Genomic DNA, 12,783 nt, shown 5'->3' on the forward strand with positions numbered 1-12,783 from the left:
TTCTCCAACACTCCTGCACTTTCAAGCAATATTTCCATATCAAATGAAACACCTTTTTCTTTTTAGCACCAGTAAAAATAACCAAACAGAATCGTTATAATACATGTTTCTACCGTTAAACAGATGTTACATTTTATCGCACGTACAAAATAATTAACTACTTTTGTAACATCATATAAACCAATTTTATGGATACCATCATAGGACAAAACATTAAACTTTTAAGGGAAAAATTAGGTTTAACCCAAGATGATGTAGCAAATTATCTAGATTTAAGCAGAATGCAAATAAGTAGATATGAGAAAGGAGAAACCCCTGTACCTACTCCTAATCTTACCAAATTAGCAAGTTTGTTTTCGGTAGATGAGTACGACTTTTATGAAGAAAACGCTACAAAAGTTAACGCGAATCTTGCCTTTGCTTTTAGAGCTGATGAGTTAAGCTCTGACGATTTAAAAACAATTGCGTCCTTCAAGAAGATTGCTATGAATTATTTAAGAATGAAAGACGCCCTGTAAATGACTAATATCATTGTAGAAAAAGAAGCCGGTTTATTTAGACAAAAAAATGGACTTGGCGCAAATGATCCCATTCGACTAAAAAGTATCTTAACCTATTTAGATGTAATTACAGTCTATAAACCATTGGGAGCTGATTTTTCAGGTATGGCGTTGAAAGTTCAAAAGGAAAATGACACGGCAAGGTTTATACTTATTAACAGTACTCATAGTTTAGGCAAGCAACACTTCACAATTTGTCATGAATTATACCATTTGTTTATACAAAAAGAATTCAATGCTATGGTTTGCCAAACAGGAAGGTTCAACAAAAAAGATAAGGAAGAATTTAATGCGGATTATTTTGCCGCTGTATTATTATTGCCTGAATCAGGAGTGAAGTCTTTAATACCAGATAAAGAATTAAGCAAAGACAAAATAACCCTTAGAACAATATTAAAAATAGAACACTATTACTCTTGTTCAAGAGCCGCATTACTATATCGGCTTATTGAACTTAAAATAATATCTAAAAGCTATAGTGAGAATTTTAGACAAAATATAAAATTGGGAGCACTACAGCATGGATATAACACAAACTTATATTCAAACGGAAACAACAATCTTGTTCTTGGTAATTATGGAGATTTAGCTTTTGAACTTTATGATAAAGAAATAATATCGGAAACTTATTACTACACACTTTTAAAAGACCTAGGATTAACTGACCAAGAATTACAAATTATCATAAATGGCGAAGAAGAATAAAGGAAAGATTATTTTAATCGATGCTGACGTTGTTTCTCATTTTATAAAAGCACGCGAAATATATTCTTTAAATTCTATTTTCGATTATGAAATTCGATTATTAGACAAAGTTTACGATGAGCTCAACAACAACTTAACCTGGAAAACTGAAATTGACAATTTAATAGCTCAAAAAGTATTAATTGTAGAACCATTTCCTGAGACTAATAATGAGATAAAAAAAGAATACTTTCACATCAAAAAATTAATGTTCAAAGGTGATGGAGAAAGTGCTTGTTTGGCCTATGTGAGATATACCAAGAATATTATAGCAAGCAGTAATCTAAAAGATATTAAGAACTACTGTAACTTACATGATATAGAATATTTAACAACAATGGATTTTCTTTGTCATGCGCTAAACACAGGTATTTTTACCATTGAGCGATGCAATACATTTATAGAAAAAGTGCTTCAAAAGAAAGGAAAATTACCTGTTAGAAAAATGGAAGACTACACCTGTAGAGAAATTACCATTTAAAGCCTAACTTAACTACTCCTCAAAATAATCGAGGTCTATTTTTTTGATGCTTATTTTCTTGTCTATTTGAACGCCAAGATTGTATTCGATAGCAAGGTTTGCTAATTCTTTACCATCGATAAGTACTATTTTTTGTTGTTTACTATCCTGTGCGGTTTTAATAGCGCTTTCAGAGAATCTGGAAGTGGTTAGAAATACGCCTTTGTTTACGCCTTGAAGTGCCAAAGACCCTATGAAGTTTCTAATATCGGGAGAGCCTACCGTACCATTAGTAAATCTTTTTGCTTGAATGTAAACACTTTCTAAACCTAATCTATCTTGGTAAATGATACCATCTACACCATTATCTCCTGTTTGTCCTGTTACTACCGCTGATTCTTCCCTGAATGCACCATAACCCATTTCCTGAAGTAATGCTATTACAAAGTTCTCAAAATAACTGAATGAGTTCTCCTTAAGTTTATCCAATAACTCAGTTGCCAATTGTTTTCTAAGCTGTTCAACGGTGGACGCTAATATTTCTTCTGGGGTTTGACTTACACCATTTTTTGTTTCAACCACATCCACCGTTTCGGATTGCCCTTGGTTAAATGTTGCTATCCATTCCTTATACTCTGGCATTTTCTTTAAATGTTTTAACCTTAGTTCTGTTGGATTGGAGTTTAAGAATTTCTTACCGTAATCTGTAATTTGATAAATTCCTCTGCCCGGATAGTGAATTAAACCCGCATTTTTAAGGTAACTACGTGTCCAACCTACTCTATTCCTAAATAATCCCATTTGACCACTAGGAACCTTAATCTTTAAATGTTCATCTGTAAGATTAAAATGAGAGGTAAGTAAATCCATTACCTCATTTAATTTCTTTGGCTGCCCATCTTCCAAAAGCTTTAACATTGGAAGCATTATGGTTTGAAAGTCGGGGATCTGAGATTTTAAATCGGACATTATTGGTTGGTGTTAGCTGTATAGTTAGTTTACATTATTTAATTAAGTCTTACAATTGCCCACCTACACCTTTAAACTTCTCAACAAAGGATGAAATCTTTTGAAATACACTTTGCTTTTTAGTTAGGTATTGCGGGTTTAATGGACTCATTTTTGGTAAAATGGAATTTAGTTCTGTGCCATTTTCGCTGGCGTATTCACGTTTTAATGAGGCTGTGATATAACGTTTTGCTGCTTCTTCATTTAAATTCTCATCTGTAATTAATTCGGTAGCTTCTGTTTTCTGTTTGCCTTGTGCATAAGAAAAGAAAGCATCTATGATCGTTGCTTTTTCTTTTATTTCATCTAAATCTGTTTCATTGATAAAATCGACTACCAAACTTTCTTTTGCTCTATTGCCTACACTAGCACGAATGATGCGTCTTATTTCTTCTACTAATTCTGCTTTATTTTTTGTTTTCTTATTATGCTCAAAAATCAATTCCAGAATATAGTCCAGGTTTATTTCTTGTGACTTTAATAAATCGACTTCAAATACTACCTCATCCCAATCGATACCCGATTCTTCTGCTTCCTTGCCTTTTCGCTCTCGACGCAACCAATCACGAATGTCGTTATAGGTAGAGCGATAATCTTGGATGGTGCGTTCTGCGAGTAATTCAATTTGTTTCATTACGGTAATATCTTCATCTGAAACAAAATAGGTTTCCTTGAATGCTTCCACAGCTCCCGGGTCGTTTATATCTATTTCCTGAAATGCTTTCAGGTTGGCAAACTCATCGTAATTCTGGAGTATATTTTCTACTCGTAAATATTCCCCAAAGAGTTTTGAGAATTCTTTTTTGTCCTTCTCTGTTACAATAGCATCTGGGTCTGGGAATTTTTCTCTTAATTCATTAACCACTTCAATATAACCGCGACGAGCATTACCCGTTGCAATATCAGTAAACCCTTCTAAGTATTCTTTGTAACTCTTCTCTAACACCACATTTCTTGTACTGCTATCCCCAAAAAGGGTTATTGCATCAATGGTGGCTTGTTCTAAATCTCTAAAGGTTACAATATTTCCAAAGGTTTTAGTAGCATCGTAAATACGATTGGTACGTGAAAAGGCTTGCATTAAGCCGTGATAACGCAGGTTTTTGTCAACAAATAATGTGTTGAGGGTTGGCGCATCAAAACCTGTTAAAAACATCCCTACTACAATTAGTAAGTCTATTTCCTTATTCTTAACACGTTTTGCAAGGTCTCTATAATAATTTTGAAACTCTTTGCTTTCAACACCATAACTGGTTCTGAACATTGAGTTGTAATCGTTGATAGCCTGAGTTAAAAACTCTTTGGCACTTAAATCCATTGCCGTTGGCTCAAAGGTTTCATCAGGAATTTCACCTATGGCATTTTGCTCTTCATTAGCAGCAAAAGAAAATATAGTCCCTATCCTTAATGGCTTATCACTCTCTTTTTGCAGGCTATTTAATTCCTCATAATAACATTTTGCGGCATCTACACTACTAACGGCAAACATGGCATTAAAACCACTATTTCCTCCCTTAGTTCTGTGTGTTTTTTGTCGGTAATGCTTTAAGATGTATTGCGAAATTTCTTTGATACGCACAGGATGGAGTAATGCCTTTTTATTTTCTGCAGCGGTTAACTTCGTTAAATCCTGTTCTGTTTCTATGCCTTTAAACTGTGGGCGAACATCGTTATAGTCTACTTTAAACTTTAATACCTTTTCGTCTCTAATGGCATCGGTGATGACATAGGAATGTAATTCACGACCAAACACACTTGCCGTAGTTTCTGCACCTAAGGCATTTTCGGGAAAAATAGGTGTTCCAGTAAACCCAAACTGATAGTATTTTTTGAATTTCTTTTTAAGGTTCTTTTGTGCTTCACCAAATTGGGAGCGGTGTGCTTCATCAAAAATAAAAACGACCTGTTTTTGATAGATATCCAAATCGTTCTCACTTTTCATAAGATTATTCAGTTTTTGAATGGTGGTAACAATAATCTTATTATCCTGTTTTTCTATGTTTCGTTTTAATCCTGCCGTACTATCAGAACCATTCACACTATCCGGTGAGAAGCGTTGGTATTCTTTCATGGTTTGAAAGTCTAAATCTTTACGGTCTACCACAAAAAACACCTTATCAATAAAATCCAGTTGCGTTGCTAATCTTGCAGCTTTAAAGCTAGTAAGGGTTTTACCCGATCCTGTAGTATGCCAAATGTATCCGCCACTTTCGGTATCAGACCAATTTTTAGTATTAAAGGAGCTTTCTATTTTCCATAACATTCGTTCTGTAGCGGCAATTTGATACGGACGCATTACAAGAAGGGTATCGCTTACATCAAATACCGAATAGTTTAAAAGTACATTCAGTAGGGTACGCCTTTCAAAAAATGTAATGGTAAAATCCTTTAAATCCTTTATCAAAGCATTGTCCGCTTTTGCCCAGTTCATGGTAAAGTCGAAGCTGTTTTTATCACGTTGTACGGTGTTGGCAAAATAGCGACTGTCTGTACCATTTGAAATTACGAACAGCTGTAAATATTTAAACAGCGAATTGTCTGTATTGAAACTTTCTTTAGTGTAGCGATGTACCTGATTGAAAGCTTCACGAATTGCCACCCCTCTTTTTTTTAATTCTACTTGCACCAGAGGTAAACCATTAACCAAAATGGTCACATCGTAACGGTTGGCATGAGTCCCCTTTTGTTCAAATTGCGAAATGACCTGCAATTTATTGCGCGTGATGTTTTTCTTATCTACTAAGTAGATGTTTTGAATACGTCCATCATCAAACACAAAATCGTAAATGTAATTATCGTGTATCTTTCTTGATTTATCTGTAAGGCTATCACTAGGTTTATCTAAATACTCCACCACAAAACGCTGCCATTCCTTATCTGTGAATTGCATGTTGTTAAGTACTTGCAATTGCACACGCACATTAGCCAACATACGTTCTTGATTGTTGATTTGTGGCACAAATTCATAGCCTTGGTTTTTTAAATCCTGAACCAATTCTCTTTCTAAATCTGCCTCTGTTTGATAGCTAGCCGGCGTTTCGTTAAGTTCTGAAAACTTTTTGTAGCTATCTAAAACAATAAAGTTGTTGGATTCTGCTATGGTTTTATACTGTTGCATGTTCTGATTGTGTTATTTCCGTTTCAGTACCTGAACTGTCTGTAAATTGTAATTTGAAACTATGTTTAAGTAAAAACTGATTGAAAACTTTTATAAAAATATCTTTTTCACTTTCTTGGATAGTGGACATTTCATCTCCAGAAAACTTACTGTGACTGTATAAATTAATAAGACGAATAGCGATTGATATTTCCTCAGAAGATATATATAGCTCAATTAGGTCTTCCCAATGATTATATCCCAAATAAGTTGAAGTTTTCTCTAAAACATTTCTTAATAGGTTAAAGTGATATTTATATATATTGCGTGTACTAACAACATTTTTAAGTTCATTTAGTAAAAAAACATGGTAGGAAAAAGGTGAGTCCTTTGAGTCCTCTAACATGTAAGTTCCATCATCTAATTTTTGAAACCGATATCTTCTTGTATTTCCTACACGATTCAATTCATTAAACAACACGTTATAAAACAATGGATTATGAGTTGAAATAATAAACTTCAAATTGGTTTCTTTTGCATTCTTAATTAAAGTTGCCAAATCTACTGCCAACTCAATTAAATGATTATCATCTAAAGAACTAACAGGGTCATCAATAAAAATATATTCTAAATCATTGAATTTATCTGAAGACCTTTCATCCTCTTTTTCACCTAAAAGCAGAACAATATGTTGTATTAAACTATAAAATACACACCAGATAAAGTTACTTTCTTCTCCTTTAGAAATTTTTATATTTGATTCACTATTATCACCACCACCCTGGTAAGCAAATGTAATTTCAGAAAAGTCATCATTAAAAGATGGAGTTATTTTTGAAGTTGTGTAATGTTGAAAATTACTTATAATATTACCATCTTGATTTTCATCTTTTAAAAATTCGAGAGCCAAATTAGTAAAACCATTCGAATGGACTAATAATTTCCTTTCTATATCGTTAGGTAAATCATTATCCCAATAAAACAAATCTTCAGTAAAGGCATTGTAATACATTATTTTAATACCAGAAGCTTCTTGTTCATCATCATCCTCCTCTGAATTTTTTGGTGCTATTAACTCTTTAAACTCACGAGAAAGACGCGTTTTTCCTGTGCCATTGAAGGCATAAATTAATTGAATCTTAGCTTGTTTTTTTCCTTCCTTCTTTGATGATGCTAATAATCCTCTTGCAATTTCAGTTAATGATTGACTCATGTTATTTGGTTAGTTTTATGCTTTAGGAAATGTTAGTAATTGTTCACGGTAATACTCATACTGTTTTTGCCTTAACTCTATTTCTTTTGGTAAACCTTCGCTTATAGACGACGTAAGCACATCAAATTTATCTAAGATGGAAACGATTCGTTCTTGTTCTTCTATTGGTGGAATGGGGATTTTATATTCCATTATTTGACTTTTATTTCCTCGTGGCATCTTCGCGCCTTTTGAGTGTTGCATATTATATTCAAAGAATTTATCGTCTGCCAAAACTTGAAATAAATATCTAGGGGATAGATTGTGTTCATTTAGTCGAATTACCAATACATCACCGTTAGTACCTCCAGTTCGGTCTGAAAACCATATTTTCTTTAAATAAGGACGAATGTTTCCTATCAAAATATCATTTTCAATATACTTTGTTGAATTTCCTTTTGTTGGAACCTTTGTTGAAATAGTTTTGCCTTCTCTGTTTTGCAACAAATTATCAACTCCAACATAATTATCTTCATTAAGTTTATCAAAACTGATACGGTCTTTAGAATATTCCCCAACTTCTCTCAAAGCTTTCCATTCCACCTCATTCTCATCAAAACTTAACAATTGCTCCCTATAATAGGCATACTGTTGTTTACGAGCTGTAAGCTCTGCTGTAAGCTCTGCTGTAAGCTCTGTAAATTTATCTAGAATATCAACTATTTTTTGTTGGATTTCAATTGATTTTTTTGGGTTGCCAGGGCATGGGATTGGGATTTCCTTATTACTATAATTGCTAATCCATTGTCGCTTATGGTCACCATCAACTAAACCACTTGGTAAGGTATTTAACCAATAATATATATACTTCAGTAAAGCAAAAGACTCATCTTTTGAAGTAATCATCTTCATTGCTGAAGACTTTACTTTAAAATCGAAATCAACCCATTTATTGGCTGTCGTAAAATCATCGAAAATTATTACAGGTTTTTCAGATGCTTTATATATTCCATTAGTTTCATCCGTATATCCTAAAATAAATGTTTTACCTGCGGTCAGAACAGGTGTTTCATATTCATCTTTGTATTCTTTAGAGTTTACACGGTATTTTGTAGGTTGTTCATAATCCGTATATTCACCCAAAGTTTTCCATTCAACCTCATGTCCCTCTAACAATTTATCTAAATAACTCATGCCTCAATTTCTTTTATAATTTTATCAATATCAGCACGTAACTTGTCTATTTTCTTTACTGTTGTAGTAATTTCGTTATTAAGCTTTAAAATGTCAATTTTCTCCCGGGTATCTTCAGCTTCTATATATGAACTTACAGATAAATTATAATCGTTTTCCGCAATCTTGGTATTATCTATAGTTGTCGCTATGTGAGCTACCTCTCCTTTGCTATCGAACATTTTCATCACCTTTTCAATGTGGGTGTCGGTCATCACATTGTTGTTGGTTTCTTTTTTGAAGTAGTCTTCGCCACTGGCATCAATAAACTGCGTTTTTGTATCAGTTTTATGTTTTGAAAGAACTAAAATGTTTACCGCTATGGATGTACCGTAAAACAGGTTAGGTGCTAAAGAGATGACGGTTTCTACAAAGTTGTTATCTACCAAATATTTTCTAATCTTTTGTTCTGCACCCCCACGATAAAAAATACCTGGGAAACACACCAAAGCCGCTCTACCTTTGCTTGATAGGTAACTTAACGCATGTAACACAAAAGCAAAATCTGCTTTTGATTTAGGAGCTAATACACCTGCTGGCGCAAAACGGTCGTCGTTAATAAGGGTTGGATCGTCATTACCAATCCAGTTAATTGAGTATGGCGGATTAGACACTATGGCATCAAACGGTTTTTCGTCACCTAACTCTGGGTGTATTAAGGTATCGCCATGCACCATATGAAACTTATCGTAGTTGATATTATGTAAAAACATGTTCATACGTGCTAAGTTGTAGGTAGTATGGTTAATTTCTTGCCCGTAGAAACCTTCCTGAATAATATGGCTGTCAAAATGTTTTTTAGCCTGTAACAACAAAGAACCCGAGCCCGCAGCGGGATCGTAAATTTTATTCACTGTTGTTTGCCCATGCATCGCTAATTGTGCAATAAGCTTGGACACATTTTGAGGGGTGAAAAATTCACCACCAGACTTCCCTGCATTGGCGGCATAATTGGAGATTAGAAACTCATAAGCATCTCCAAAAAGATCTATTTGATTGTCTTCAAAGTTTCCAAAATTTAAACCTTTAACACCTTTTAGAACTTTCGTTAATCGGTCGTTTTTAAGCGGTACGGTATTCCCTAGGCGGTTACTCGTCGTATCAAAATCTGCAAACAAGCCTTTAATATCCTCTTCCGAAGGGTAGCCTATAGCGGAGCTTTCGATAGCAGAAAATATAGCTGCTAAATCTGTATTTAAATTAGGATTGGTGTTTGCGTTTTTAACCACATTAACAAACAACTGGCTTGGATAAATGAAATAGCCTTTTGTTTTTATGGCATCCTCCTTTATTTCGGAAGATATGGCATCATCAGGAAAGTTGGGATAATTAACGCTATCATCGCCACCCTCTATATAATTTGTGAAATTTTCGCTGATGAAACGGTAGAACAGTGTCCCTAATACGAATTGTTTAAAATCCCATCCATCTACAGAGCCACGTACATCGTTGGCAATTTTCCATATTTGATTTTGTAATTCAGCTCTTTGTGCTATGCTTGTCATTTTTTGAGTTTATGCGTTTTATCTAGATTTAGACACAGTGAAGACTTTATCTAGATTTTGAAGTGTTAAAAATAAAAATATATCTCGGTTTTACATTATGGTTTTCCCCAGGAATGAACTATTATTTATCAATTAACACCTCCTTGATCACTTACCTCTTATACCTGAGTGATTTCACCTCTATTAACGCCTTATCTAGATCAACTCTTTTAACATAATTTCTTCTTCCTAGTTTAAAAGCTGACAGAAACCCTTTTTTAATATAATTATGAACTGTTAATTTAGAACACTTCAATTGTTCTGCTACTTCTTCAATAGAATAATATTCCTGCTTTTTAGTATCCAAAAGAACCGCTTTAAGTTCTTCCTTTAAATCTTTAACGATCATATCCTTCAACTCTTCAGGAGTGATGTTGTATAATAAAATTGTTTGTGAATTCTCCATGGTTTCTAATTTTTAGTATTATTAAATCGCAATGCCTTTTCAATTTACTTAATAGAAACGAGAATTAAATTACATGTTTAAAAAGCATTTTTAATTTTTCCTGATTCCTGCTCTTTGTGAAACCAAGACAAATGGAGTAGTAAAGTTTCATTGTGTATTTCTATCTCTTTTTCCAAAAACACCGGAAAATCAGCCTGCCCTATAATAATTTCATTAAACTCACTTTTAGTTTTTTTACGATGCACTACCCAATAGTGTTTTAGTTTTTCTATATCGGTCTCGCAGCTACACAGTTTTAGATTCTTAGATAGGTTACACATATTATTAGTAAAGAATTAGATTTACAATGGTTAGAAACCATATCAATTACAACCAAGATAGTAAAATTCATTGGAGATAAATCACCGAATAATACAAGGCTTAAAGTTGTTGTAATCCATTTTAATTATAAGAAAACTTGAATAACATGAAAACAAAAACCATCGAAATCACAGAAGTAACCGTTAACGAATTAGCCGATAAAGTAGCCGACAGATTAATGGATAAAATAAAAATTTACCTAGAAGAATTAAAAATCAATGAAAGCGATGTTTACCTAACCAGGCAAGAAACTACTGATTTTCTAAAAATTGACAGCTCAACCCTTTGGCATTGGACTAATAAAGGCAAAGTAAAATGTTATGGCATAGGCCAACGAAGATACTACAACAAAAAAGAGCTTATAGACCTCTTAAAGAAAAACGAAATTAAAGTGTAATATGGCTCTGTTTGTGTTACCACTTAAATCAATTTATTAAGTACAATTCAATTTAAAATTCATAAAAAAGTAGTAAAAAACTTACATTTGTCTGTTTTAAATAAAATATTTTCAAGAATAATTATAGGATAATAAAGGAAAAATCTATTTCCCTTTATTGGTTCTTTTTATCAAAAAAATATTCAATTTTTGTTACTCTCTTGTGACTGATTTAAATAAAAAAGCCTGAAAATCAAACGATTAACAGGCTTTAAATGTACTCAAGGTGGGAATCGAACCCACACTTCCGAAGAAACTGGATTTTGAATCCAGCGCGTCTACCAATTCCGCCACTTGAGCTTATTTAAGAGAATCACGTAATTTTCGTAATTTCTCCTTTCCTATACCAGACTTCCAATACTTTTCTCTAAGTCTTGCTTCCGGTCGTGTTTCACAAACTTCAGAATAAATTAATTCAAAAGGCTTATAAAATCTTGTAGTTCTTTCTCTACCGTCATTATGTCTTTGTATACGTATTTCAACATTTTGTGTTAAACCCACATAAATGTAATTATGCAACTTACTTGATATGGCATAAACATAATACAAATTTAATACTTATTTCAAAGTCCTGCGCGCCTGCCTGTCGGCAGACAGGTCTACCAATTCCGCCCTGCCTAGCGCAGGCAGGCACTTGAGCAGAAACTAAATTTCCGTTTAGTAGGCTGCAAAAATAGTCGATTTTTTTTAAAACTTCCTAAAAATTACAACACATTATTCTTTTCAAGTTAAAATAAATCCCTAAATTTGCACCCAATTTAAAAACCAGTAGTGTTTCACACTTAAAAACAACAAGTTACCATGCGTAATGTATATACAGAGGCTAAAATTTTTACCTGTAAACAAAGTAGAGCTTTAGCAGAAAAAATTGCTGCTGCCTATGGGACCCACATAGGAAATGTAATTACCTCTACTTATAGCGACGGCGAATTTCAGCCTTCTTACGAAGAGTCTATTCGTGGTACTCGTATTTTCATTATAGGATCTACCCACCCGGGACCTGAAAACTTAATGGAAATGTTGTTAATGATTGATGCCGCAAAACGTGCATCGGCAAGACACATTACTGCAGTTTTACCTTACTTTGGCTGGGCAAGACAAGACCGTAAAGATAAGCCACGTGTACCTATAGCTGCTAAATTAGTAGCGAAAATGCTGGAAACAGCCGGAGCTACGCGTATTATTACTATGGATTTACACGCCGATCAAATTCAGGGTTTTTTCGAAAAACCAGTAGATCACCTTTTTGCTTCAACCATCTTTTTACCGTACTTAAAGTCGTTAAACCTGGACAACCTAACCATTGCCTCTCCGGATATGGGTGGTTCTAAAAGAGCTTACGCCTACTCTAAAGCATTGGAAAGCGATGTCGTTATATGTTACAAACAACGTGCAAAAGCCAATGTTATTTCTTATATGGAATTGATTGGTGATGTTACAGGTAAAAACGTGGTACTAGTAGACGATATGGTAGATACGGCAGGCACTTTAACCAAAGCAGCCGACCTTATGATGGAACGTGGTGCCGTTAGTGTAAGAGCTATTTGTACACACGCCATACTATCAGGAAACGCTTACGAAAGACTTGAAAATTCAAAACTTGAAGAGTTAATCGTTACAGATTCTATTCCTTTAAAACAAGAAAGCAAAAAAGTAAGAGTACTTACCTGTGCTGAATTATTTGCCGGTGTAATGCAAAATGTACACTACAACAAATCTATCAGCTCTAAATTTTTAATGTAA

At 33.8% G+C, this 12,783-nt stretch carries 13 protein-coding genes and 1 tRNA gene; 5 read left to right on the forward strand and 9 right to left on the reverse strand.

The genetic code is table 11. The features are described from left to right. Nucleotides 1–188: 188 nt before the first annotated feature. From I3217_RS11910 to I3217_RS11920, 3 genes are read left to right on the forward strand one after another with little or no spacing between them, the layout of a single operon-like run. A complete protein-coding gene (locus I3217_RS11910; protein ID WP_435049984.1) occupies nucleotides 189–518 on the forward strand; it encodes a helix-turn-helix domain-containing protein in 330 nt (109 codons plus the stop codon). Then, a complete protein-coding gene (locus I3217_RS11915) occupies nucleotides 519–1,265 on the forward strand; it encodes an ImmA/IrrE family metallo-endopeptidase (protein ID WP_435049985.1) in 747 nt (248 codons plus the stop codon). Further along, a complete protein-coding gene (locus I3217_RS11920; protein WP_435049986.1) occupies nucleotides 1,249–1,785 on the forward strand; it encodes a hypothetical protein in 537 nt (178 codons plus the stop codon). Before I3217_RS11915 ends, I3217_RS11920 begins: the two co-directional genes overlap by 17 nt. A gap of 12 nt (nucleotides 1,786–1,797) precedes the next feature. Here the strand turns inward: I3217_RS11920 and I3217_RS11925 are convergent, their stop codons facing one another. From I3217_RS11925 to I3217_RS11955, 7 genes are all read right to left on the reverse strand, one after another. Next, nucleotides 1,798–2,733, reverse strand: coding sequence for a restriction endonuclease (locus I3217_RS11925; protein ID WP_435049987.1), 936 nt, complete (start codon nucleotides 2,731–2,733; stop codon nucleotides 1,798–1,800). Nucleotides 2,734–2,782: 49 nt separating this feature from the next. After that, a complete protein-coding gene (locus tag I3217_RS11930; protein WP_435049988.1) occupies nucleotides 2,783–5,890 on the reverse strand; it encodes an HsdR family type I site-specific deoxyribonuclease in 3,108 nt (1,035 codons plus the stop codon). Continuing rightward, nucleotides 5,877–7,082 (reverse strand): AAA family ATPase, encoded by a 1,206-nt coding sequence (locus I3217_RS11935; RefSeq protein WP_435049989.1) that lies wholly within the window; start codon nucleotides 7,080–7,082, stop codon nucleotides 5,877–5,879. The genes I3217_RS11930 and I3217_RS11935 overlap by 14 nt, the downstream gene beginning before the upstream one ends. 15 nt (nucleotides 7,083–7,097) lie before the next feature. Then, nucleotides 7,098–8,255: a restriction endonuclease subunit S gene (locus I3217_RS11940; RefSeq protein ID WP_435049990.1), complete on the reverse strand. Its 1,158-nt coding sequence runs from the start codon at nucleotides 8,253–8,255 to the stop codon at nucleotides 7,098–7,100. Beyond that, entirely contained in the window at nucleotides 8,252–9,799 is a 1,548-nt protein-coding gene (locus tag I3217_RS11945) for a type I restriction-modification system subunit M (RefSeq protein WP_435049991.1), read from the reverse strand. The genes I3217_RS11940 and I3217_RS11945 overlap by 4 nt, the downstream gene beginning before the upstream one ends. A 151-nt stretch (nucleotides 9,800–9,950) precedes the next feature. Further along, complete coding sequence (locus I3217_RS11950) at nucleotides 9,951–10,244, reverse strand: helix-turn-helix domain-containing protein (RefSeq protein WP_435049992.1); 294 nt, start codon at nucleotides 10,242–10,244, stop codon at nucleotides 9,951–9,953. A 77-nt stretch (nucleotides 10,245–10,321) separates the two neighbouring features. Beyond that, nucleotides 10,322–10,564, reverse strand: coding sequence for a hypothetical protein (locus I3217_RS11955; protein ID WP_435049993.1), 243 nt, complete (start codon nucleotides 10,562–10,564; stop codon nucleotides 10,322–10,324). Nucleotides 10,565–10,710: 146 nt separating this feature from the next. Between I3217_RS11955 and I3217_RS11960 the strand changes: the two genes are divergently transcribed. Continuing rightward, nucleotides 10,711–11,001, forward strand: a complete 291-nt coding sequence (locus tag I3217_RS11960; protein ID WP_435049994.1) for a helix-turn-helix domain-containing protein — start codon at nucleotides 10,711–10,713, stop codon at nucleotides 10,999–11,001. A gap of 257 nt (nucleotides 11,002–11,258) precedes the next feature. On the opposite strand, the gene I3217_RS11965 is transcribed toward I3217_RS11960, so the two are convergent. Both I3217_RS11965 and I3217_RS11970 read right to left on the reverse strand, forming a co-directional pair. Beyond that, a tRNA-Leu gene (locus I3217_RS11965) sits at nucleotides 11,259–11,340 on the reverse strand. After that, complete coding sequence (locus tag I3217_RS11970) at nucleotides 11,341–11,589, reverse strand: GIY-YIG nuclease family protein (RefSeq protein ID WP_435049995.1); 249 nt, start codon at nucleotides 11,587–11,589, stop codon at nucleotides 11,341–11,343. Between the two features lie 252 nt (nucleotides 11,590–11,841). On the opposite strand from I3217_RS11970, the gene I3217_RS11975 reads away from it, so the two are divergent. Further along, the gene (locus I3217_RS11975; protein WP_435049996.1) at nucleotides 11,842–12,783 is read left to right on the forward strand and encodes a ribose-phosphate pyrophosphokinase; all 942 of its coding nucleotides are present in this window, start codon (nucleotides 11,842–11,844) and stop codon (nucleotides 12,781–12,783) included.

Source organism: Formosa sp. S-31 (genome assembly GCF_051172795.1).
In the GTDB taxonomy this organism is placed as follows: domain Bacteria; phylum Bacteroidota; class Bacteroidia; order Flavobacteriales; family Flavobacteriaceae; genus Formosa.

What these genes read in the sequence shown, in the direction of transcription:
- I3217_RS11910 (WP_435049984.1), top strand. Translation starts at nt 189, where the DNA reads ATGGATACCATCATAGGACAAAACATTAAACTTTTAAGGGAAAAATTA.
- I3217_RS11915 (WP_435049985.1), top strand. Translation starts at nt 519, where the DNA reads ATGACTAATATCATTGTAGAAAAAGAAGCCGGTTTATTTAGACAAAAA.
- I3217_RS11920 (WP_435049986.1), top strand. Translation starts at nt 1,249, where the DNA reads ATGGCGAAGAAGAATAAAGGAAAGATTATTTTAATCGATGCTGACGTT.
- I3217_RS11925 (WP_435049987.1), bottom strand. Translation starts at nt 2,733, where the DNA reads ATGTCCGATTTAAAATCTCAGATCCCCGACTTTCAAACCATAATGCTT.
- I3217_RS11930 (WP_435049988.1), bottom strand. Translation starts at nt 5,890, where the DNA reads ATGCAACAGTATAAAACCATAGCAGAATCCAACAACTTTATTGTTTTA.
- I3217_RS11935 (WP_435049989.1), bottom strand. Translation starts at nt 7,082, where the DNA reads ATGAGTCAATCATTAACTGAAATTGCAAGAGGATTATTAGCATCATCA.
- I3217_RS11940 (WP_435049990.1), bottom strand. Translation starts at nt 8,255, where the DNA reads ATGAGTTATTTAGATAAATTGTTAGAGGGACATGAGGTTGAATGGAAA.
- I3217_RS11945 (WP_435049991.1), bottom strand. Translation starts at nt 9,799, where the DNA reads ATGACAAGCATAGCACAAAGAGCTGAATTACAAAATCAAATATGGAAA.
- I3217_RS11950 (WP_435049992.1), bottom strand. Translation starts at nt 10,244, where the DNA reads ATGGAGAATTCACAAACAATTTTATTATACAACATCACTCCTGAAGAG.
- I3217_RS11955 (WP_435049993.1), bottom strand. Translation starts at nt 10,564, where the DNA reads ATGTGTAACCTATCTAAGAATCTAAAACTGTGTAGCTGCGAGACCGAT.
- I3217_RS11960 (WP_435049994.1), top strand. Translation starts at nt 10,711, where the DNA reads ATGAAAACAAAAACCATCGAAATCACAGAAGTAACCGTTAACGAATTA.
- I3217_RS11975 (WP_435049996.1), top strand. Translation starts at nt 11,842, where the DNA reads ATGCGTAATGTATATACAGAGGCTAAAATTTTTACCTGTAAACAAAGT.